22 protein-coding genes and 1 tRNA gene are annotated in these 21,530 nt (G+C 72.4%); 15 read left to right on the top strand and 8 right to left on the bottom strand.

The genetic code is table 11. The annotated features are described in order from the left end of the window. Positions 1–5 precede the first annotated feature (5 nt). The 3 genes from MPTA5024_RS16560 to MPTA5024_RS42235 form a co-directional block, all read right to left on the bottom strand. Entirely contained in the window at positions 6–677 is a 672-nt protein-coding gene (locus MPTA5024_RS16560) for a YidC/Oxa1 family membrane protein insertase (RefSeq protein ID WP_036324937.1), read from the bottom strand. Positions 678–740: 63 nt separating this feature from the next. After that, on the bottom strand, positions 741–1,025 hold the full coding sequence (locus tag MPTA5024_RS16565; protein WP_036324938.1) for a DUF6412 domain-containing protein: 285 nt from the start codon (positions 1,023–1,025) through the stop codon (positions 741–743). Between the two features lies 1 nt (position 1,026). After that, positions 1,027–1,194 carry a hypothetical protein gene (locus tag MPTA5024_RS42235; RefSeq protein ID WP_198167189.1) on the bottom strand — a complete coding sequence of 56 codons (168 nt, stop codon included), beginning with the start codon at positions 1,192–1,194 and terminating at the stop codon, positions 1,027–1,029. Between the two features lie 259 nt (positions 1,195–1,453). Between MPTA5024_RS42235 and MPTA5024_RS16570 the strand changes: the two genes are divergently transcribed. Together MPTA5024_RS16570 and MPTA5024_RS16575 are read left to right on the top strand one after the other, a co-directional pair. Continuing rightward, positions 1,454–2,155: a response regulator transcription factor gene (locus tag MPTA5024_RS16570; RefSeq protein WP_036324940.1), complete on the top strand. Its 702-nt coding sequence runs from the start codon at positions 1,454–1,456 to the stop codon at positions 2,153–2,155. After that, positions 2,152–3,276 carry a sensor histidine kinase gene (locus MPTA5024_RS16575; RefSeq protein ID WP_036324941.1) on the top strand — a complete coding sequence of 375 codons (1,125 nt, stop codon included), beginning with the start codon at positions 2,152–2,154 and terminating at the stop codon, positions 3,274–3,276. The genes MPTA5024_RS16570 and MPTA5024_RS16575 overlap by 4 nt, the downstream gene beginning before the upstream one ends. A gap of 139 nt (positions 3,277–3,415) precedes the next feature. On the opposite strand, the gene MPTA5024_RS16580 is transcribed toward MPTA5024_RS16575, so the two are convergent. After that, positions 3,416–3,868, bottom strand: a complete 453-nt coding sequence (locus MPTA5024_RS16580) for a hypothetical protein (protein WP_232326494.1) — start codon at positions 3,866–3,868, stop codon at positions 3,416–3,418. 223 nt (positions 3,869–4,091) lie between these two features. Here MPTA5024_RS16580 and MPTA5024_RS16585 point away from each other — a divergent pair, with 223 nt between their 5' ends. Genes MPTA5024_RS16585 through mptB form a run of 3 tightly spaced genes read left to right on the top strand, consistent with a single transcriptional unit; the run spans position 4,092 to position 6,644 of the window. Beyond that, positions 4,092–4,442: an STAS domain-containing protein gene (locus MPTA5024_RS16585; RefSeq protein WP_084369861.1), complete on the top strand. Its 351-nt coding sequence runs from the start codon at positions 4,092–4,094 to the stop codon at positions 4,440–4,442. Between the two features lie 4 nt (positions 4,443–4,446). After that, positions 4,447–5,196, top strand: a complete 750-nt coding sequence (locus MPTA5024_RS16590) for a glycosyltransferase (protein WP_036324943.1) — start codon at positions 4,447–4,449, stop codon at positions 5,194–5,196. After that, the gene (gene mptB, locus MPTA5024_RS16595; protein ID WP_051458253.1) at positions 5,193–6,644 is read left to right on the top strand and encodes a polyprenol phosphomannose-dependent alpha 1,6 mannosyltransferase MptB; all 1,452 of its coding nucleotides are present in this window, start codon (positions 5,193–5,195) and stop codon (positions 6,642–6,644) included. Before MPTA5024_RS16590 ends, mptB begins: the two co-directional genes overlap by 4 nt. Here mptB and MPTA5024_RS16600 read toward each other — a convergent pair. After that, positions 6,538–8,742, bottom strand: a complete 2,205-nt coding sequence (locus tag MPTA5024_RS16600) for a hypothetical protein (protein WP_157099503.1) — start codon at positions 8,740–8,742, stop codon at positions 6,538–6,540. The genes mptB and MPTA5024_RS16600 overlap by 107 nt on opposite strands. Before the next feature lie 325 nt (positions 8,743–9,067). On the opposite strand from MPTA5024_RS16600, the gene MPTA5024_RS16605 reads away from it, so the two are divergent. The 4 genes from MPTA5024_RS16605 to serS all read left to right on the top strand — a co-directional run bounded on the left by MPTA5024_RS16605 (position 9,068) and on the right by serS (position 13,188). After that, positions 9,068–10,360 carry a glycosyltransferase 87 family protein gene (locus MPTA5024_RS16605; RefSeq protein ID WP_051458255.1) on the top strand — a complete coding sequence of 431 codons (1,293 nt, stop codon included), beginning with the start codon at positions 9,068–9,070 and terminating at the stop codon, positions 10,358–10,360. A 22-nt stretch (positions 10,361–10,382) separates the two neighbouring features. Then, complete coding sequence (locus tag MPTA5024_RS16610; RefSeq protein WP_051458256.1) at positions 10,383–10,802, top strand: DUF4446 family protein; 420 nt, start codon at positions 10,383–10,385, stop codon at positions 10,800–10,802. 138 nt (positions 10,803–10,940) lie between these two features. Then, positions 10,941–11,861, top strand: a complete 921-nt coding sequence (gene pheA / locus MPTA5024_RS16615; protein ID WP_036324945.1) for a prephenate dehydratase — start codon at positions 10,941–10,943, stop codon at positions 11,859–11,861. A 61-nt stretch (positions 11,862–11,922) separates the two neighbouring features. After that, the gene (gene serS, locus MPTA5024_RS16620; protein ID WP_036324947.1) at positions 11,923–13,188 is read left to right on the top strand and encodes a serine--tRNA ligase; all 1,266 of its coding nucleotides are present in this window, start codon (positions 11,923–11,925) and stop codon (positions 13,186–13,188) included. A 187-nt stretch (positions 13,189–13,375) separates the two neighbouring features. Here serS and MPTA5024_RS16625 read toward each other — a convergent pair whose 3' ends face one another. Then, positions 13,376–13,579, bottom strand: coding sequence for a cold-shock protein (locus tag MPTA5024_RS16625; RefSeq protein ID WP_030511000.1), 204 nt, complete (start codon positions 13,577–13,579; stop codon positions 13,376–13,378). A gap of 240 nt (positions 13,580–13,819) precedes the next feature. Here MPTA5024_RS16625 and MPTA5024_RS16630 point away from each other — a divergent pair, with 240 nt between their 5' ends. Continuing rightward, complete coding sequence (locus tag MPTA5024_RS16630; RefSeq protein WP_036324949.1) at positions 13,820–14,614, top strand: HAD family hydrolase; 795 nt, start codon at positions 13,820–13,822, stop codon at positions 14,612–14,614. A gap of 30 nt (positions 14,615–14,644) precedes the next feature. On the opposite strand, the gene MPTA5024_RS16635 is transcribed toward MPTA5024_RS16630, so the two are convergent. Together MPTA5024_RS16635 and MPTA5024_RS16640 are read right to left on the bottom strand one after the other, a co-directional pair. Continuing rightward, positions 14,645–15,175, bottom strand: a complete 531-nt coding sequence (locus MPTA5024_RS16635) for a bacterial proteasome activator family protein (protein WP_036324951.1) — start codon at positions 15,173–15,175, stop codon at positions 14,645–14,647. A gap of 67 nt (positions 15,176–15,242) precedes the next feature. After that, complete coding sequence (locus MPTA5024_RS16640) at positions 15,243–16,205, bottom strand: NAD(P)H-quinone oxidoreductase (RefSeq protein WP_036324952.1); 963 nt, start codon at positions 16,203–16,205, stop codon at positions 15,243–15,245. Between the two features lie 114 nt (positions 16,206–16,319). Here MPTA5024_RS16640 and MPTA5024_RS42240 point away from each other — a divergent pair, with 114 nt between their 5' ends. The 5 genes from MPTA5024_RS42240 (at position 16,320) to MPTA5024_RS16660 (ending at position 21,378) form a co-directional block, all read left to right on the top strand. Further along, complete coding sequence (locus MPTA5024_RS42240; protein ID WP_232326495.1) at positions 16,320–18,953, top strand: nucleotide-binding protein; 2,634 nt, start codon at positions 16,320–16,322, stop codon at positions 18,951–18,953. A gap of 87 nt (positions 18,954–19,040) precedes the next feature. Beyond that, a tRNA-Ser gene (locus MPTA5024_RS16650) sits at positions 19,041–19,129 on the top strand. Between the two features lie 313 nt (positions 19,130–19,442). Then, a complete protein-coding gene (locus MPTA5024_RS44645) occupies positions 19,443–19,706 on the top strand; it encodes a helix-turn-helix domain-containing protein (protein WP_442922050.1) in 264 nt (87 codons plus the stop codon). 178 nt (positions 19,707–19,884) lie between these two features. Further along, entirely contained in the window at positions 19,885–20,328 is a 444-nt protein-coding gene (locus MPTA5024_RS16655) for a cupin domain-containing protein (protein WP_232326496.1), read from the top strand. Between the two features lie 324 nt (positions 20,329–20,652). Beyond that, complete coding sequence (locus MPTA5024_RS16660) at positions 20,653–21,378, top strand: DUF5134 domain-containing protein (RefSeq protein ID WP_157099504.1); 726 nt, start codon at positions 20,653–20,655, stop codon at positions 21,376–21,378. The last annotated feature ends 152 nt before the right edge of the window (positions 21,379–21,530 follow it).

Here is a 21,530-nt window from a genome sequence, read left to right on the forward strand (position 1 = left end):
GACCGTCAGGCGAGGCGCGCGGCGCGCGGGTAGAGCACGATCCGCTCGGCGGTCGTCCAGGCGGAGCTCACCAGCAGGTAGACCCCGGCCGCCAGCGGGAGCACGGTCGCGACCGCGACCGTCCAGAACGGCATCGCCATCAGCAGCCGCCGCATCGGCGTGCCGGGCTCGATCCGCCTGGCGGCGATCCAGGCGACCGCCGCGAGCAGGGCCAGCACCACGAGGAAGACGGCGCCTGGGCCGCTGACCAGGCCCGCGCCCGCCAGCACGGCGCCGAAGTGCTCACCGAGCGGCACGCCCAGCAGGCCCTGGGCGAGCAGCAGGTTGGGGTGCCCCGCGATGGCGACCGAGGTGAACAGCCGGTAGGTGACCATGAAGAACGGCGACTGCGCGAACGCCGGCAGGTAACCGGACAGCGGGGAGACGCCCTCCTTCGCGTAGAGGGCGTTGGTCTCGCGCAGCAGCCGCTGCGGGTCGGACTTCCAGCGGGCGCGCAGCTTCTCGGCCTGCGGCTGGAGCCGCAGCCGGATCCGCTGGACCCGGGCGACGCGCACGCTCAGCGGGAGCAGCGCCAGCCGTACGGCCAGGGTGAAGACGACGATCGCGAGCGCGGGGCCGACGAGACCGCTGAGACCGGTGAAGAGGTGGTAGACGGGGACGAGCACGACGTCGAACACGGGAAAGCCTTTCGTCTGCGGAGGAAACAGGGCATGACGAAGGCGCCCGCGATCACTCGGTGATCAGGCGGGCGCCGGGCTTCCCGACGGCGCCCGGGGGCGTGGTCGCCCCGCGGTGTCCGGATCGCGCAGCCGGACGAAGACGGGCGCGCCGCGGCCCGCCCGGCGCGCGGAGGGCGGCTCGACGGCCGGCGTCGAGACCGGACCGGCGAGCATCATCCAGGCGAGCACCAGGACCGCGACGCCGGTCAGCCCGAGCGCGGTCGCCACGCCGAGCCCGGGAGACCCGGCGAGCACCTCGGCCAGCAGCCACGCCGGCGATCCGAGGGCGGCCTGGAGCACGTTCACCTCAGCGCGACAGCTTCCCGACGACGGTGATCGCCGCGACGACGAGGAACGCGATGACGGCGATGACGAAGAGGAACTTCAACGTCGCGAACAGCGCGGGGATCACGAATCCGAACACCAGCCAGACGGCCAGGATGATCCCCAGAACGGTCAGTGCGGTACGGGCCATAGCCACAAGGTACGCGGTGGCACCGACAACCGCGAGCTTGATCCACAAGTGATCGCCGGGACGTCGCCGCGGTCCCCCGTACGGCCGTCGCCGTCCTATGGGCGGCGCCGCAGCGCAATGGGGATCATGCCTGGGGTTTCACGTGAATCATGCCCGTTCGGTATAGGACTCCGGACGCGGGTCTTACGGTCCGGTGACACATGGGCGGAGGGGCGGCGAAGCGGGCCTACCGTGGGGACATGGCGTCCCGAGGAGTCCGATGACCGGCACCCCCGCATCCCGCGTCCTGGTCGTGGACGACGACCCCACCGTGGCCGAGGTCGTGGCGCGGTACCTGGAGCGCGACGGGCACGAGGTCGAGTGCGTCGGCGACGGCGCCGAGGCCCTCAGGCGCGCCCTCGCCGACCCTCCCGACCTGCTCGTTCTCGACCTCATGCTGCCCAAGATGGACGGCCTTCAGGTCTGCCGGAAGCTGCGCGAGCGGTGGCCCGTACCGGTGATCATGCTGACCGCGCTCGGCGAGGAGATCGACCGGGTCGTCGGCCTGGAGACCGGCGCGGACGACTACGTGACCAAGCCGTTCAGCCCGCGCGAGCTGGCGCTGCGGGTGCAGTCGGTGCTCCGCCGGGCCCGTGGGGCGCTCGTCCCCACCGGCACCGGGGTGCTGCGCGACGGCGACCTCGTGGTGGACGTGGGCGCCCACGAGGTGCGGCTGGCGGACGAGAAGATCACCCTGACGGCCCGCGAGTTCGACCTGCTCGTCTACCTGCTGCGCAACCCCCGCCAGGCGTTCAGCAGGGCCGCGCTCCTCGACCAGGTGTGGGGCTGGTCGTTCGGCGACTCCTCCACGGTGACCGTGCACGTGCGGCGGCTGCGGGAGAAGATCGAGCCCGACCCGACCGAGCCGCGGCGCATCGTCACGGTCTGGGGCGTCGGCTACCGATACGAGCCGCTGCGATGATCCTCCAGATCGTCGCGGTCACCGCGGGGCTCGGGATCGCCATCGCGGCCCTCGGCCTCGCGCTGCTGCGGGCGCTGCGGCGCCGGTCGATCGGCGTGATGCTCGCCGTCGTGGCGGTCGTCACGGTGGCCGCGACGCTGGCGGGCGTGGTGGCGATCACGCTCGAGATGGTGATCGACGGGCGGCCGAAGAACATCGTCCTCACGGTCGTGGCGATCGGCGGGCTCGTGGGCCTCGGCGTGGCGCTCATCAACGCGAGGCGGGTGGTGCTCGCCAGCAGGCGGCTCGTCGAGGCCCTGGACGAGGTGCCGCCCTCGGGACGGTTCACCCCGCCGGAGGACCCGCTCCCTGCCGAGCTGCGCACGATCGCCGCCGCTCTGGAGCAGGCGTACGAGCGGCTGCGCCTCGGGCGGGAGCGCGAGCGGGCCCTGGAGAGCGCCCGCCGCGAGCTGGTCGCCTGGGTCAGCCACGACCTGCGCACCCCGCTGGCCGGGCTCCGGGCGATGACCGAGGCCCTGGAGGACGGCGTGGTGGACGACCCCGGCACCGTCCGGCGCTACCACGCGCAGATGAGGCTGGAGGTCGACCGCCTCTCCGGGATGGTCGACGACCTCTTCGAGCTGTCCCGGATCCACGCCGGGTCGCTGAAGCTCAGCCGAGGCCGGGTCGGGCTCGGCGACCTCCTCGCCGACGCGCTCGCCGGGGTCGAGCCGCTGGCCAGGGCCAAGCGGGTGCGCCTGCTCGGCGAGGCGGACCCGGGCCTGCCGGTGGAGGTCGACGCCGACGAGCTCGCCCGCGCCGTACGGAACCTGGTGGTGAACGCGATCCGCCACACGCCCGCCGACGGGACCGTCTCGGTCCGCGCGACGGCGGACGGCGAGACGGCCACGGTGTCGGTGCTCGACTGCTGCGGCGGGATCCCCGAGGAGGACCTGCCGCGGGTCTTCGAGGTGGCCTTCCGCGGGGAGGCCGCCCGGACGCCGGGCCAGGGCGGAGGCGCCGGGCTGGGCCTCGCGATCGCCAGGGGCATCGTCGAGGCCCACGAGGGCGAGATCGGCGTGGTCAACGAGGGCCCCGGCTGCCGCTTCGACATCCGCATCCCCCTCGCCGGGAGCGCCTGACCGCCGCGCCGCCGCCCTCGTCCCACCACGCTGTGAACGCCACTCGCCTGCCCTTGTGTTCGCCCGCCTTGGTGCTCGCCCGGTGTCGTTCGCGTCCCCTTCGCCCGGAGCGTACGACCGCCTCTGCACCCGTTTCCGGCTAGCGCTCTCCCTGGTGTTCGAGCTGCCCGCGCCAGGCCGGGAACTCCCCGTCCGGCTCACGGAGGGCGTCCCGATCTCGTACGGTGAACGCCTCGGCCATGGCGCGGAACGTCGGGCACGGCCAGCGCCACATGCAGCTGCGACATCGCAGGATGGGGTGGGAGGGATCGCTGGAGATGCCCCCGGCGTCCCTGGGCTGGTGCAGGTCGAGCAGCCGGATGCCGAGCTCGGAGAAGCTCAGCAGCTCCTCTCTCGCCTCGGCGAGGAAGTCGAGGTCCTCGGCCGCGAGCCGGGCGCTGACCGGGACGAACCCCTCCCGGTTGACCAGACCGCGCAGCGGCTCGGTGGCGTCCCGCCACGACGAGGCCTTCTCGGTGCGGACCTGGATGACCTCCAGCCGCTCCCGCAGCCTCCGGCGTTGCGGATCCTCAGGAAAGTCATTGTTCATCATGCTTTCGGGCCCACTGTGCTCGGCGCCCGCCCTCCTTCACGAAGTGACGACCAAGACGCGGAGGTTCCGGGCCCTCCATCCGGCGAAAGCCGGCGTCGCATAGCGTCAAGCTTCGCGCACTCACCGTTTGCGTGCGAGCGGAATCGGGGACAAAGGGCGGACGACTCTTCGACGATTCCGCTGGAACGTGACCCGGGGCCGGGACGGCGCTAGTGTGCGCCTCGTGGAGCTCAAAGTCGCGACGCAATCCCACGCCGGTCAGGCCGTCATGGCCGTCGCCGGCGAAATCGATCTGTACACCGCTCCCCGGCTGCAGGCGGAGTTCACCCGTCTGCTCGAGACCGGGCCGGATCGAGTGGTCATCGACATGTCCGGGGTGGAGTTCTGCGACTCCACCGGCATGAACGTGCTGCTGTCCGCGCTCAAGCGGCTGCGCGAGCGCGGCGGCAGGCTCGAAGTGGCGGCGCCCAGGCCGGCCGTACGGAAGATCCTGCAGGTGACCGGGCTCGACTCGGTCTTCACGGTCCACGAGACCCTGCCGGACGACCTGCTCACGGCCGAGCACCAGGGCTAGCCGCATGGGTGACCTCGTGGTCCCTGGGCCGGACACCGCCGTGGTGATCCCGGCCAAGGACGAGGCCGACCGCATCGGCGCCACCGTGACCGCCGCCCTGAAGCTGCCCGGCGTGGATCTCGTCGTCGTGGTCGACGACGGCTCGACCGACGAGACCGGCCGGGCGGCCAGGGCGGCGGGCGCCCGCGTCGTACGGCACAGCCGCAACAGGGGCAAGGCGGCCGCGATGGAGAGCGGGGCCGAGGCCGTGCGCCTCCTCGACGAGGACGAACCGCGGCACCTGCTGTTCCTCGACGCGGACCTCGGCGAGACCGCAGGGGCGGCGCTGCCGCTGATCGTGCCGGTGCGCCTTGCCGAGGCCGACATGACGATCGCCGCGTTCGCCGCCCGCGTGAAGCTGGGCGGCCACGGCATGGTCGTGCGCCTCGCCCGCGACGGCATCAGGCGGCTGACCGGATGGGAGGCGACCCAGCCGCTCAACGGCCAGCGCTGCCTGACCCGGGCCGCCTTCGAGGCGGCGCGGCCCCTCGCCCACGGCTTCGGCGTCGAGACCGGCATGACGATCGACCTGCTCCGCAAGGGGTTCCGGGTGGCCGAGGTGGAGGTCGACATGGCCCACCGGGCCACCGGCACCGACTGGCGCTCCCAGATGCACCGGGCCCGGCAGCTCCGCGACGTCGGCCTGGCCCTCGCCGCCCGGGAGCCCGCCGTCCAGCAGGGCAGGGACGCGATCCGCCCCCGCCTCCGGCCGTGACCCTCCGGGAACGCCTGCCGTTATCCGCCTCCCCGGGCCACGCGCGGGCACGGCTCGTCGCGCTCGCCGCCTCTCCCCTGTCCGTCCTCTGCACGATCGCGATCGGCCTCCTCGGGTCGTCGGCCATGGTCCCCGCCCTGCCGGGCCGGCCCTGGCAGCCGCCGTACTCCCTGGGGCTCGACCCGGACGGCCACCTCGTCGTGGCGCTGGGCGCGGCCGCCATCCTCCTGGGCGCGGCCGGGCTGGCCGCCGGGCTGCGGGCCGCCGAACTGATGCCTCCGGCCCGCTGGACGGCATTGGCCGGGTGCCTGGCCGCCGTCGCGCTGGCGTTCCTCCCGCCGTCGGGCTCCTCCGACCACCTCAACTACGCGGCGTACGGCCGGATGGCGGCGCTCGGGCACGACCCGTACGCGACCGTGCCGGCCGACCTCCCCGGCGACCCGGTCATCGGCCGGGTGGAGGAGTGGCGCACCACGCCCAGTGTGTACGGACCGGTGGCGACGTTCGTGCAGGCCGTCGCGGCCCACATCGGCGGCGGCTCACTCCGGCTCACCGTCTTCGCGATGGAGGCGGCCAACGCGGGCGCGTTCGTCGCCCTGGCCGTCGTGCTCCACCGGGCCACCCGGGACGACCCCGTACGGCAGCGCCGCGCGGCGCTCCTGTGGGCGGCCAACCCGCTCGTCGTCTACCAGCTCGCGGCCGGGATGCACCTCGACACGATCGCCACCGCTCTCGTCGTCGCCGGAGTGGTGTACCGCCGGGGGCTGCCGCTCGGCCTGGGGATCGCGGTGAAGGTCACATCCGGCCTGGTCGCCCTCGGGGTGGCCTGGGAGCTGCGCAGGCGGCCCCGGCGGCTGGCCGCGGTGGCCGTGCCGGCGGCGGTCGTCGTGCTCGTGCTGTACTGGCTGGCCGGGCCGCACGCGCTCGACCAGGTCCTGAACGCCAGCAAGACGGTGTCGCTGGCGACGCCCTGGAAGCTGGTGAAGACGGCGGCGCAGGCCGTCTTCGGTCCCGGGGCGTACCACCTGGAGATCCAGCTGGGGTCGCTGGTGGTGCTGGCCGGCCTCGCCGCGCTGCTCCTGCGCCGCATGTCCGCGGACGGCCTGCTGAGGGACGGTGCCGAGGCGCCCGCGGTCGCCCTCGCGTTCGCCGTCGCCTGGCTGTTCGCCACGCCGTACGCGCTGCCCTGGTACGACGGGCTCGCCTTCGGGCTGCTCGCACTGGTCCCCGCGTCGGGCCTGGACGCCTTCCTGGTCGCCCGGCTGGCCGCCCTCTCCCTGGCGTACCTGCCGGCCCGGCAGGCGGGCCAGCCCCCGGACCTCGGCTGGCTGGTGAGCGTGGTCAGGGCGCAGGCGGTGCCGGCGTTCCTGCTGGCGCTGACGGTCGCGCTGGCGTGGTGGGCGTGGCGGGCTCGTCCCGCAGGGCGCGTACCGACGCCGCGAGCGTGAGCGGAACGGCCACCGTGAGGGCCATGGCCGGGATCGCGATCCCCGAGTCGTTGATCAGGAACCCGACCAGGGCGGCGGCCAGCGCCCCGAACAGCCCGGCCCGCAGCTCCGGAGCGCGCTCGTAGGCCAGGCTCAGCGCGGACGCGCCCCACCGGGACGGCCGGTACAGCACGAGGAACAGGAACGCCAGCGCGACCAGCGACAGCAGCGTCAGCGGCAGGTTGCCCAGCGTGTGGAGCATGGCGCCCAGCTTGCGTCCGATCACCGAGCCGCCCTCCCCGCTGACGACCTGCTGCACGAAGCCGCCGAGATGGGTGCGCCGGTCGGGCGGCCGCAGCCAGTCGGCGACCGCGATCAGCGCGATGAGCGCGACGCCCGCCAGCCCGACGAGCCCGAGCCGGACCACCGAGACCCGCCGTCCGGTGACCATGAGCAGGAACACCGCCACGCCGACGACGAACGACGGCACGCCGCCGAAGTCGGCACCCCAGGCCGGCCAGCCGTCGGCGACGACCGCCACCAGGCCGTACGCCAGGCAGACGAGGGCGGCGAGCCGCGGCCTGCGGCGCAGCGCGTGCGCGACCCCCGCGAGGAGCAGGATGGTCCCGGTCGAGTAGACGGCGAACGCCATGTTGCCGAAGCCGTAGAACCGGCCCCCGGTGACCGGCTCGTAGCCCGCGACCGCGTTCACCTGCAGCCGGGAGCCCGTGACCACGTCGAGGAGGAGGGCGGCCGAGCTCACGCCCGCGACGGCCGTCAGCGGGCCGAGGACGTGCGACCGCCACGGCCCCGCGAAGCCGGCGGCCGCGACGACCACCGCCATGCCGAGGATCGTCGCGAGGAGGGCGGGCATCGGATGGGCGAAGCCCCACCACGGCACGAGCTGGGCCAGGAAGACCGACACCGGGACCGCGCCGCTGATCGTCGCCACGACCCGCGTCACCCCGAGCATCCGGCGGGCGCGGCGGATCACGATCGACGCCAGGACGTAGAAGAGCACCTGCGCCGTCACGAGCACGATGAAGAACGGCTCCCTGACCTGCCGGAGCACCTGGCTGGCGAGATCGGCGTCGGCCAGCCGGGCGGCCGTCTCCCGGGCCGGCGCCGGGCCCTCGCCGCCGTTCTCCCACGCCCTGCCGACCACGCCGTCCGGGGTGCCGAGCCCGAGCACGTGCGTGACGGTCGCGGTCAGGTCGGTGAGCGTGACCAGCGCCTCCTGCCGGGTGGAGGTCGCCGTCAGCCACCCCTTCCGGTACGCCCCTGTCGCGTCGTCGCCGGTCTCGGGTCGTGCGGACGTCGCCGGGGTGGTCGCTGTCGTGGTGGCGCCGGTGGTCGCCGCCGCGCCGCTGGGGCCGGTGGCGACGGCGACGTGGAGGTGCGCGGTCGAGCCGGAGTCGGACAGGCCCGCGACCAGCACGGTCGATCCGGCGGGCACGTGGGCGAGGATCTCGCCCACCGTCCGGTCCGCGGCCGCCACCGCGGCCCTGCGCGCCTGCGGACTCAGATCCCGCGCGCCCGGGCCGCCCGGCCCGGTCGGTCCGTCCGCGGGAGCGCCGGCGGTGCCGGTCGCCGTGCCCGGGCTCGCGCCGCCCTGTCCGGAGGCGGTCCACGCCTGGGCGATCTGTCCGGCCTCGGCGACGACGAGCGTGTACGGCCTGAGGTCGGGCAACTCGGCCACGCTCGCGGCATATTTCCTGACTTTTCCGGACTGGTCGGCGGCGGCGAGGGCGGCGCCCGGCCCGATGGCGGCCACCGCGCCGCCCGCCGCGGTGACCGTGCGCCCGAGGAGGCCCACGGTGGCCTGGAAGGGGCTCGACCGCTGGAGATTCACCAGCTCCGCCCACCCGGGGATCGTGGCCGACCCGTCGGCGGCGACGGCGGGGGCCGGGGGAGCCGCGCACGCCGAGCCGGGCGCCGCGGCGCGCTGGCCCGCGGAGAGCGTGAGCCACCCCGCGATCGGACAGGTGACCGGCAGCCCCTCCGGCGGCACCGCCCGCGTCGAGAGGGACGCCGTGGCGCCGGTGCCGGCGAGACGCCAGAGGGCGGGGGTACGGGCCGGGTCGAGGTCGTCCCACTGCAGCCCGGGCACACCGATCACGACCACCCGGCCGGCGGGCGCGGAGGCCGCCGATGCCGACGCTGCCGCTGCCGATGCCGATGCCGATGCCAGCGACGGCCACGAGGCCAGCCCGGCCACGCAGAGGATCATCGCCGCCAGCACGACTCGGATCCCCCGCCCAAGAGCTCGCCGCACCCCGCCCGGCCTCACGCCGGCCCCTGCCGCCGTCTGCCGGGGCGGCAGGGGCGGGACCGGCGGGACGCCTGGCAGGGGTCGGGGACCACCGTCGGCTGGCACGGCTGCGCGGCTCCTCGGCTCGAGAGCGGAAACGGTCGGGACAGCGTCCACGGTAACCTGCCTGCTCGTGACGACTGGCCGGACGACCGCGGGCAGGGGACCGCTCTGGGCGTGGGCCCTGGCCCTCGTGGTCGAAGCCGCGGCGGCGGCCCCGCTGATCGCCTACTGGCTGACCAACCCGGCCGACCAGCGGCTGGTCGACCTGGACGTCTACCGTACGGGCGGCTGGGCCCTCCTGCTCGGCCTTCCCGTGTACGGGGTGATCACCCCCGCGCCGCAACTCCTGCCCTTCACGTACCCGCCCGTCGCCGCGATGCTGGCCGTCCCGCTCGCGGAGATGTCGTGGCCGGCGGCCCAGTGGGTGTGGACGGCCGGGATCGTGGTCGCCCTCGCGGTCGTCGTCCGGTTCGCGTTCCGCCCGCTGCTCGACGGGCCGCCGCTCGACGGGCCGCCGCTCCGGCTCGCGCGGTCGCCCCTCGCCGTCCCCATGGTGTTCGCCGTGCTCGCGGCGGCGTGCGCGTACCTCATGCCGATCAGGGACCAGATCCGCTTCGGCCAGGTGGACCTCTTCCTGGTCGCGCTGTGCCTGCTCGACTGCGCCGCCCGCAGGCCGAGGTGGCCGCGCGGGATGCTGATCGGCCTGGCGACGGCCGTGAAGCTCACCCCCGGCGTCTTCCTCGTCTACCTGGCCGTCACCGGGTTCCCCCCGCGCGGCGGCGACCGGGAGCAGCGGCGGGCCTTCTTCATGGCGGCCTTCACCGCCGCCCTCCTCACGGTCGTGCCGTTCCTCGTGATCCCTCAGGACGCCCGGGGCTACTGGTTCTCGGCCCTGCTCGACTCCGAACGGCTCGGCGCGAACGCCGCGACCACCAACCAGTCGCTGCGCGGGATGCTGCTCCGGCTCTACCTGCCCGACACCGCCACCTCGCTGATCTGGCTCGCCGCCGTCGCCGCGATCGGCTGGTACGGCTTCAGCCGGGCCCGGCGGGCCCACCTGGACGGCGACCCGATGACGGCGGTCGCGCTGACCGGGCTGATGGCGGTGCTGCTGTCCCCGGTCGCGTGGATCCACCACATCGCCTGGGTGGTCGTGGTGGTCGCCGCGATCGCCGGGACGGGCCGCGACCGGACCCGGCTGCTGGTCGCGGCGGGGGTCTGGCTCTTCTACGTGCTGCCCATCCCGTGGTGGGGAGTGTCGATCAAGGCCCTGGAGATCCCCGTCCTGAGCCCGGTCGTGGGCAAGATCGTGCAGGACGCCTTCGGGCTCGGCGCCGTCGCGCTCGTCTGGGTCCTCGGTTCCTGGCTGCCCCGGCGCCGGACGGTGGAGCCCTCATCCGCCGTTCGGGAGACGTCCGCGTGACCGTCTGGTTACCCTCGGTGTCGTGCTGGTCACCGTTCTGGTCATGGCCGGGGTTCTGTCGGGAGTGACCGGCGTGTCCATCGGCATCCTCATGCTGCGCACCGCCAGATCGTCGGTGGAGGAGTGCCTGGAGGCCCTCTCCCGCCGCAAGGCCTTCGACGGCGCCGTGGACAGCAAGGCGATCCGCGACGTCGCCGTCTACCGCTACGACGCGCTGGAGGAGATGACCGGGAGACTGTCGTTCTCGGTCGCGCTCATCAACGGCTTCGGCGACGGCATCGTGCTCACCTCGATCAACGGGCGCACCGAGACCCGGACGTACGTCCGGGTGGTGTGCGGCGGCAAGGGCCTGCAGCCGCTGTCGCCCGAGGAGGAGCACGCCGTGCGGGCCGCCCGGCTCGGCATCGGGCCCGAGGTCGAGCCGCACCGCGTCCGCCGCTGAGCGTTCCCAGGCAGGCGCCGCTGCGCGGCGTCCGCCGGGGGGCGGACGGCGGTGAGGCGTTCCCCCAGGGCGGGCGGCGCGCCGAGGTGTGCACGTTCCGGCACGTGAGGGGCGTCGGCGGCGGTTACCCTGGATGACATGCCCAAGCTCGCGTACCTCGGCCCTCAGGGGACCTTCTGCGAGGCCGCCCTGCGGAGGCTCGCGCCCGACGCCGAGCGGCTCCCCGCCGCGAACGTGGCGGCCGCGCTCCACGCCGCCCGCACCGGCGAGGCCGACGGGGCCGTCGTCCCGCTGGAGAACTCGGTCGAGGGGGCGATCACCCAGACCCTCGACGAGCTGGCCTGGGGCGGCCCGCTCCTCATCACCGGCGAGCTGCTGCTTCCCGTCGAGTTCTCGCTGCTCGTACGGCCGGGCACGGAGCTGCCGCAGATCAAGCGGATCATCTCCCACCCGGCGGCGATCACGCAGTGCCGGGGATACCTCGAGCGCGAGATGCCGGACGCCCTCGTGATGGCGTGGCCGTCCACGGCGGGCGCGGCGCAGGAGGTGGCCGCCCCCGGCTCGCCGTACGACGCGGCGATCAGCCCGGCCATCGCGGCCGAGTACTACGGCCTGGACGAGTTCGCGTCCGGGATCGGCGACCGCTCCGACACGGTGACCCGCTTCGTCCGGGTGAGCCCGCCGGGCCCGCTGCCCGAGCCGACCGGGGCCGACCGCACCTCGCTCGTCGCGTTCCTGCGCGACGACCACCCGGGCGCGCTGCTGGAGATGCTGAGCGAGTTCTCCGTGCGCGGGGTCAACCTCACCCGGATCGAGTCGCGGCCGACCGGCGACGGCATCGGCCGCTACTTCTTCCACTTCGACTGTGAGGGCCACGTCGCCGACGCGCGGGTGGGCGAGGCGATCTCGGGCCTGCGGCGGCTGTGCGCCGACCTGCGTTTCCTGGGCAGCTATCCGCGAGCCGACCGGGTCGCCACGCAGATCAGGGCCGGTACGGCCGACGACGACTTCGCCGAGGCGGCCGGCTGGCTAAAGCGGATCAGGAACGGTCAGACCTGAGCAGCGCGCCGGGCTCGTTGTGATGGGCGGGAGCCGTACCGGCTCCGGTAGCCTTTGATCCGTGATTGACCTGCGAACCCTTCGTGAGGACCCCGACCGGCTCCGGGCGTCGCAGCGCGCCCGTGGCGAGGACGACTCGGTCGTGGACAGGCTGCTCGGCCTCGACGAGCGCCGCCGCTCCGCGCTGAACGGCTTCGAGTCTCTGCGCGCCGAGCAGAAGAGCATCGGCAAGTCGGTGTCCCGCGCGTCCGGGGACGAGCGCCAGGCGCTGCTCGACCGGGCGAAGGACCTGGCGGCGCAGGTCAAGGTCGCGGAGGCGGAGGCCGACCGGCTGGCCGGCGAGCTCGACGAGCTGCTGCTGTCGGTGCCGAACATCGTCGAGGAGGGCGCCCCCTCCGGTGGCGAGGACGACTACGTCGTCATCGAGGAGATCGGCGAGAAGCCGTCGTTCGACTTCGAGCCGCGCGACCACGTGGAGCTGGGCGAGCTGCTCGACGCTATCGACATCGAGCGCGGCGCGAAGGTGTCGGGCGCCCGCTTCTTCTTCCTGAAGGGCGTCGGGGCGCGGCTCCAGCTCGGGCTGCTGAACATGGCGATGCAGCAGGCCGTCGAGGCGGGCTTCACACCCATGATCACTCCGGTGCTGGTGAAGCCGGAGTCGATGCAGGGCACCGGCTTCCACGTCGCCCACGACAAGGAGATCTACCGCCTCCCCGAGGACGACCTCTACCTCGTGGGCACCTCGGAGGTGCCGCTGGCGGCCTACCACGCCGACGAGATCCTCGACTCGCGCGCGCTGCCCATGCGGTACGCCGGGTGGTCGTCCTGCTTCCGCCGCGAGGCCGGCTCGTACGGCAAGGACACCCGGGGCATCATCCGGGTCCACCAGTTCGACAAGGTCGAGATGTTCTCCTACTGCCGCGTGGAGGACTCCCACGAGGAGCACCGGCGGCTGCTGGCGTGGGAGAAGGAGATGCTCGAGAAGGTCGAGCTGCCGTACCGGATCATCGACACGGCGGCGGGCGACCTCGGCACCTCGGCGGCCAGGAAGTTCGACTGCGAGGCGTGGATCCCCTCGCAGGGCCGCTACCGGGAGCTCACCTCGACGTCCAACTGCACCGACTTCCAGGCGCGGCGGCTGCGGGTGCGCTACCGCGACGCCGAGGGCCGTCCCCAGCACGTGGCGACCCTGAACGGCACGCTCGCGACCACCCGGTGGATCGTGGCCATCCTGGAGAACCACCAGCAGGCCGACGGCTCTGTCGTCGTCCCCAAGGCCCTGCGGCCGTACGTGGGGCTCGACGTCCTGGAGCCCGTCTCGCGCTAGCCCGTGCCTGTGGCGACGGCCGGCGCCCCGGGAGGGGGGCGCCGGCCGTTCGCCGTCCACGGGCCGGTGTACGGGCCCTGAGGCGCGCACACGGCCTTCGTGCGCGCTCGCGACGGGCCCCACTGGACCGTCCGGACGTGCGAAGGGCGGGATCCGCCGCGCGGACCCCGCCCTCCGTCAAGTCAGGTCAGATACCCCGGACGTTGGACGCCTGCGGACCCTTCGGGCCCGCGATGACCTCGAACTCGACCCGCTGGCCGTCCTCCAGATTGCGGTAGCCGCTACCGGTGATCGCGGAGAAGTGCACGAACACGTCGGGCTCGCCGCCGTCCGGTGCGATGAAGCCGAAGCCCTTCTCAGCGTTGAACCACTTGACGGTTCCCTGAGCCATTACTGCTCTCCCTAAGGAAGTGAATCTTGGGGTCCACACCTCGTGAACCCCGGGTGTGTCGCACAGCTCCCCGGGTGGCTCATACAGTCAAACTGGTTTTCGCTACGGGAACAGCTAATACAACGCCTTCACATCTAACACTATGTAGCCCGTTGGTGTTCCACGTAAGGCCGAGATTTCTCGACCTGTGGACGTCCGAGTCGGTGACCGGCGTCGTCACGGTGCACACTGGAACCTGTCATGACCTGCCCCCGCCTCGTCGCCACGGACCTCGACGGCACAGCTCTGCGCACCGACGGAACGATCTCCCCTCGAACGGCCGCCGCCTTCGCGCGGGTGGAGCGCGCCGGGGGGACGCTCGTGTTCGTGACCGGCCGCCCGCCCCGCTGGATGCACACCGTGGCGGGAGCCGTACGGCACCGGGGGCTGGCCATCTGCGCCAACGGGGCGCTCGTCTACGACCTGCACACCGAGGAGATCGTCGAGGCGCACCTGATCGCCCCCGACATCCTGGAGGAGTCCGTGCGGCGGCTGCGCGACCGCGTGCCGGGCCTGAGGTTCTCCGTGGAGTACGAGGGCGGCTTCGCCCATGAGTCCGACTTCGCCCTCGGCGGCTGGGACTCCCGCGAGGTCTCCGACCGGAAGGTGGGGGCGGCCACGCTCACCTCTCGGCCCTGCGCGAAACTGCTCGCCCAGCACCCGTCGATGAACCCCGACGAGCTGCACCTGCGGGCGCTCGAACTGGTCGGCGACATCGTCACCCCCACCCACTCCAGCGGCCGGGCGCTGATCGAGATGAGCGCGTACGGCGTGACGAAGGCGTCGGCGCTGGCCGCGCTGGCCGACGAGCGGGGGATCAAGCCGGCCGAGGTGGTGGCGTTCGGCGACATGCCGAACGATCTGCCCATGCTGACCTGGGCCGGCACGTCGTACGCGGTCGCGAACGCCCACCCCGACGTGATGGCCGCCGTCGATCACGTGACGGCGGCCAACAACGACGACGGGGTGGCCCGGGTGCTCGAGACGCTCTTCTGAGGCCTTCTGGGCGCCCGGTCTTTGTGCGCTCTACAGGTAGGGCCCGCCGGCGCCCCGGTGCCCCTGGTCGTCCGGGCCCTGCGCGACGCCGCCGGGGAGGGCGCGCCGCATCTGCTCCAGTTGGGCGCGGGCGGCCATCTGCTGGGCGAACAGCGTGGTCTGGATGCCGTGGAACAGCCCCTCCAGCCAGCCGACCAGCTGGGCGTGGGCCACCCGCAGCTCGGCGTCGCTGGGGGCGGCGCCGTTGTCGTCGCTGAACGGCAGGGAGAGCCGTTCCAGCTCCTCGACCAGCTCGGGGGCGAGCCCCTCCTCCAGCTCCTTGATCGAGCTCTTGTGGATCTCCCTGAGCCGCAGCCGGCTGGCCTCGTCGAGAGGGGCCGCGCGAACCTCTTCGAGCAACTGGCGGATCATGCTGCCGATGCGCATCACCTTCGCCGGCTGCTCGACCAGCTCGGCGACGGATCGCTCCTCCTGCTCCCCCTTCTTGCCGTTCGTGCCCGAGACCGAGAGGCCCTGGGGCCCCACGACCACGATCTGTGGGGTGCTCTCGTCTGCGTTCATGGATGGTTGACAACTCCTGATTCCGGGATCCGGTGGGTCACCGCGTGCTCACCGGATCCAACCTAGCTCACCGGGTCAGCAGGATCTTTCCGATGTGTTCGCCCTGTTCGAGCAGGCGGTGGGCCTGGGCGGCGTCCTCCATCGGGACCGTCGCGTGCACGACCGGCCGGACGGCCCCGGCGGCGACCAGCGGCCACACGTTCTCGGCCACCCCGCGGCAGATGACGCCCTTGTCGTCGACTGAGCGGGTGCGCAGCCCGGCGCCGTGGACGGTGCCCCGCTTGGCCATCAGCGTGCCGAGGTCCAGCTCGCCGCGGGTGCCGCCCTGCATGCCGATCACCGTCAGCCGTCCGCCGGTGGCGAGCGCGGCGAGGTTCCCGGCGAGGTACTTGGCGCCGATGATGTCGAGGATCACGTCGGCCCGGCCCCTGAAACGCTCCGCGAAGTCCTCCTCGCGGTAGTTGACGCCCTCGTCGGCCCCGAGGTCCAGGCACCGCTGGACCTTCTCCGCCGACCCGGCCGTCACGAGCACGGTGGAGCCGAACGCCTTGGCGAGCTGGATCGCCATCGTGCCGATGCCGCTCGCGCCGCCGTGGACGAGCAGGGTCTCGCCCTTGCGGAGCCGGGCGGCCATGAACACCATCGACCAGACCGTGCAGGCGACCTCCGGCAGCGCGGCCGCCTCGGAGAGCGGGACGCCGTCCGGCACCGGCATCACCTGCTGCCACGGCACGGCGACCTTCTCTGCGTACCCGCCGCCGGCCAGCAGGGCGCACACCTGGTCGCCCACGCGGAGGCCCTCGACGTTCTCCCCGATCTCGCTGATCACTCCGGAGCACTCCAGCCCGGGGATATCGGACGCCCCCGGAGGCGGTGGGTAGAAGCCCTGCCGCTGGAGGAGATCCGCCCGGTTGACCGCCGACGCGGCCACATCGATGACGACCTCACCCCTGGCGGGACGGGGATCCGGGACTTCCTGCCAGGCCAAAACCCCAGGTCCGCCTGGTTCCGAAATCACGATCGCACGCATGTGACCTAAAGTATCGTGGCGGAGAACTCGGCGGTTGCCCGCATTCACCGTATTACGTGGCGCTAATCTGCATTGTGTTTGCTGCCCCATTAGCCCGTCCCAAGGGGGTACACGGTGGCGAGACATGATCGTGAGGATCCCCATTCTCTCGAGGATCAGCTCGCGTGGCTCGACGCGATCAAGGAGATGCCCGACGAGGTGGAGATCGCGGTCAGCGCGGTGACGTCCGCCTCTTTGGCATCCCCTCCACCCCCTCCCGCGCCCGCCGAGCCCGAGATCGCCTCGCCGTACCCGAAGGACCCGTGGAGCCTCGTGCCGTCCGAGCCGGCGTCCGGCGGCCTGTTCCGCGGCGCGGTCGAGTCGGTGTACGGCTCCCCCGTGGCGGAGGGCGACACGGACACCTCCGAGGGACGCGGACGCCTCGCGGACTCCGGCTACGGCCCGTCCCGGGAGACGGCGTTCGGCGAGACGGCGTTCGGCGGCGGGCAGGACTCCCCGTACGGCTTCGGCCGGGATACCGCTTTCGGTCAGCCGGATTCCGTCGGAAGTGAGACCGCGTACGGCACCTCGGATCCGTTCGGCGCCACGACCGCTTTCCACGACGAGCCCGCTTTCGGCAATCGCGACACGCGCCGCGACGCCTTCGGCGGCGAGAAGGCCTTCCGCGACGAGCCGGGCTTCGGCGGGCGGGAGCCGCTCGGCGGCCTGGAGTCGCGGGGCGGCCCGGAACGGGGCGGCCTTGAGCGTGGCGGCCTTGACCGTGGCGGCCTTGACCGTGGCGGCTCGGAGCGTGGCGGCTCGGAGCGCGGCCCCTTGGAGCGTGGCGGCGCGAACGCGTTCGGCGCCGGGACGGACGACGAGGCCGGACGGGAGTCGTCCGACGGCGACGCCGCCCGGCGCGAGCCGTTCGAGAGCGAGGATGCCGCGGAGGCCGCGGGCGCGGCCGAGGAGACGGCCGAGGAGTCCCGGAGGGCGGACGAGCCCGAGGAGGACGACTACCCCACCTCGCCGCCCGGGGCCCTGGGCAAGGCGCCCTTCGCGGACCCGTCGGGGGGCGAGCGGTCGCGCGGCGCGTTCGGCGAGTCCCCGGGGGACACCGACGCGTACAACGTCGGCGCGTTCGGAGACGGGGACGCCCGCGCCAACCCCTACAGCGAGGCGGACGAGGCGGCCTCCCAGGAGCGGTCGCTGCGCGGCTGGCTGGAGCCGGCCGTCCCCGTGGAGTCGGCCAGGGCGGAGCCCGCGTACCAACGCGAGTCCGCGCCGGCGGCCGACAAGCCGGAGCCCTTCACGCCCGTCGAGACGCCGTTCGGGCCTGCGGAGCCGTCGTTCGGGTCCGCGGAGAAGCCGTTCGGGCCTCCGGAGACGTCTTTTGGGCCCGCGGACACGTCGTTCGGGCCGGCGGAGCCGCCGTTCGCGGTCGCTCCGCGGAGCGAGAACGCCTTCGCCGGGTCCCTGCGTGAGGACCTGGCGGCCGACGAGCGCAGGCCGTACGACCAGGGCGCCGGCATCGACGCCTCGCAGGCCGAGCGCCGGCCGTTCGACATCGACCGGGGCGGTGATCACAGCGGCGGCGGCGTGGATCGTGGTCGGGGCGCGAGCGATCGCGGCCCGGTCGTCGACCGGGACCACGGGCCGGCCGTCGAGCGTGATCGTGGACCGGTGGCGGAGCGGGACCGCGGGGTCGCCGACGAGCGGGAGCCGTACCAGCCGCGCCGCCGGCAGGCGCCGCCGGCCGCGGCGTTCAGCGCGCCCTCGCGTTCGACGGGCGGCAAGCCGAACGCCGACAGCCTCGACCCGGTCACCCTCCTGAAGGGCCGCAGGAACGCTCCCGCCGCGGGCTGGCGGCGGATCGTCTACAAGGCATCCGCCGGGCTGATCAAGCCGGGCGAGCCGCCGGAGGTGCGGCGCCGTCGTGAGCTGGTCAACCGCGCCCGTACGCCGGTCGCCGGCGGGCACCACCGTGTGGCCGTCCTGAGCCTGAAGGGCGGCGTCGGCAAGACCACCACCACCGTCGGCCTCGGCGCGACGCTCGCCCAGGTCCGCGGCGACCGCGTCATCGCCGTCGACGCCAACCCCGACCGTGGAACGCTCTCCGACAAGGTCGAGCTGGAGACCTCCGCGACCGTCCGCGACCTGCTGAACGAGCGCGGGCAGATCAAGAGGTACGTGGACATCCGGGCCTTCACCTCCCAGGCGCCGTCCCGCCTGGAGATCCTGGCCTCCGACCGCGACCCGTCGGTGTCGGAGGCGTTCAGCGCCAAGGACTACCACGCGGTGGCCCAGGTGCTGGAGAACTTCTACTCCATCTGCATCACCGACTGCGGCACCGGCCTGCTGCACTCGGCCATGTCGGGCGTTCTGGGCATGGCCGACCAGATCGTGCTGGTCAGCTCGCCGTCCGTGGACGGCGCCCGGGCCGCCTCGGCGACGCTCGACTGGCTGGAGGCCCACCACTACGGCGACCTCGTCCGCGCCGCCACGGTCGTGCTGTGCAGCGTCCGGCCGCGCTCGAAGTCGACCGTGGATCTCGACAGGCTGGAGGCCCACTTCGCCGCCCGCTGCCGGGCCGTCGTCCGTGTGCCGTACGACCCCCACCTGGAGGAGGGCGCGGAGATCGACCTCGACCGGCTCCAGGAGGCCACCCGCGACGCGTACCTCCGCCTGGCCGCCTCCGTCGGCGACGCCTTCGCCGGCCCCCAGGCCCTGGCGGAGCGCCGCTTCTCGGAGATCCCCGACCACCTGTAGCCCGTTCCGCAGCGCGTTTGATCACCGTCCCGGGTACGCCCGGGGCGGTGAGAGACTAAGCTGCACGTGGCGCCGCCGAGGCGTCCGGGAGAGCTCGCCTAGTGGACGATGGCGGCGGTCTTGAAAACCGCTAGGCCGGGTGACCGGTCTCGTGGGTTCGAATCCCACGCTCTCCGCTCAACCTCGTACACGGCGTCTGACCAGCGGATTCGCTCGGTTCAGACGCCGTTGATCGTTTCACCCATGCGCAGCCGTACGCCACCCTGAGCAGCCCTCGCCGGGATATACGCGGGATGGATCATCGCCTGTTTCCCCAGCTGATCCCGAGCGGATGTATGCCGGCTGTGGCAGGGGGTGACATCTGCCATCTGTTCAGTGGATAACGGAGCGCCTGATCGCGGTCGTCTGAGGCCGACCGGTCATGGTTCCCGAAGCCTTAGCCCGGCCGAGCGGCGGCCGCGTGAACGGGATCGGACAGGGGTGGGTGCGGTGGGTGAGCTGCGTAAGCATGAGTGGGAGACGCTCCGCGCTGAGTACAAGCGGCGGTATCTGGCGGGGGAGACCGTGCGCGGACTGGCGGCGGCGACGGGCCGCTCGTACGGGTTCGTGCATCAGCGCAGGTCAGCCAGTTCTTCGGCGCTCGCGCACCTACCGCGATGCGCACACGGATGCCGTGATCTCCCGCTCGACCTGCCTCATGGAGACCCCGGATGGGCGGTTCGTCTCAATCCCGACGAACTTGTGCGCGTCTGAGCTGTCACACTCGCGGGCGCTACCTCGTCCCCCTGATGAGAGCGCAAGAGCGGGCGACGAAGGGATCAGGCGCCGGAAGGTGGGGGCGATCGTGCGCGATGGCGTACATCGCATCCACCGACACATATGAGCAGTGCGTTCAGCCGACAAATCGAAAAAGTTCAGTTCGAGGTGAAAAGTGCAAGTTGAACCGGGTTCAGAGTCGAAGATGCAGAAATTTGACATCTGCGCGAAGGGGATCCCGAACCTCCCAGAGGGAACGCATGGGATGATGCAGGTCGTGGAACTTCCGCCGGGCGATCCTGGCCCGACACCACACCGTCACTCCGGCCCCGTGTTCGGGTACATGCTCGAAGGGGAGATGCTGTTCGAGCTGGAGGGCGGGAAGCCCTACACCATCAAGGCCGGGGAGGGATTCTGGGAGCCCGGCGGTGACGTCGTTCACTATAAGGCGGCTAATCTGCGGGATGACATCACGAGCCGGTTCGTGGTGTTCATGCTCTGCGCTCCAGGGGTACCGATGACTGTATTCCTCGACGAAGCCGAGATCGCAGCGCGTTCCCATCTTCGTTACCCGAATGTGGAGATCGAGGAATATTCCCAGCGAATGCCTCCGCAGTAATGTCGTCCTGAAGGATTCCCTGTAAGTCGCTGAAGATGCCGTCCGGGGTCAGCGATGTCCGAATGGGTCTTGTACTCAATGGCCTGACTTCAGCCGCTCCGTAGCACTCGCGAGAATCCTTTGCTTGATCTTTGACGGCGATCTTTCGCGGGTGCTTGTCAGCTTGCTGCCGGGCCCTTGCCCTGACGCTGTCACGTTGGCGGATGACGTGGGGTCCACGGGCCGATCACGGTGAAGGGAATCGGTCCGTGGAAAGCACGCCGCCGTCGCACAACGGGCCCGGTATGCAGTTGAGCATCGGCGCCGGGATGAGGCCGTCGCCCGGTGCTTCGACCGATCCTGCTTGATCGACAGCGTCCGGCGCAGGAGAAAGGTAAGGACAGCGTGATCCCGGTGACTGCTCTGCACTGGCTGCTGACGGTCTGCTTCGCCGTCGTCGCCGGGCAGGCGGCGTGGCGTGCGGGCGCGGCCCGCGACGGTGGGGCACCTGCCAGGGATCCTGCCCTCGAGCGTGTCACACACGCCCTGCACGCCCTGATGGCCGTGGCGATGGCCGTGATGACCTGGCCGTGGGGCATGCGCGTCCCCGCCAGACCGCAGGTGGTGTTCTTCTCCCTCGCGGCCGTCTGGTTCCTGGCCGCCGCGTGCTTCGTTCGATCGTCGGCCGCGCCGCTGCCGTACCGGGTCCTCCACGCCGCTCCGCACGCCCTCGCCATGACCGCAGCCGCCTGGATGGCCGACACGATGCGCGCCGGTTCTTCCGTCGGCGGTGGCGAAAGCGTCTCCAGCATGATGGACATGCCCGGCATGCACATGCGTGCACCGGGAAGTGCAGCCGCCATGACGCTCACCGGCTCGGACACCATGATCGTCCTGGCCATGGTATTCCTCGCCCTGGCACTGCGCTGGCTCACCGGCGGGTTCGATCTCGCCCGGAGCGAGCCGGCGGCGAGGACGCCGCATACGCAACTGGCGACCGGACGAAACGACCTGTCCTACCACGACCTCATGACACTGGGCATGGCGGTCATGCTGATCGTGATCGCCTGACCCCACACGCTCCGATGTCCGAGGGAACCCGGCCAACACGGCTGTATCTCCCTCATGATGCTTCCCCGCGATCGTGCCGGTGTTTTGGGAGCCTGGCCGCAGCTCTGGTGACGTCCCCTCGCGCGGTGTAACTCCAGCCGATCACGGTGAAG

Source organism: Microbispora sp. ATCC PTA-5024, from assembly GCF_000511135.2.
Lineage (GTDB): Bacteria > Actinomycetota > Actinomycetes > Streptosporangiales > Streptosporangiaceae > Microbispora > Microbispora corallina.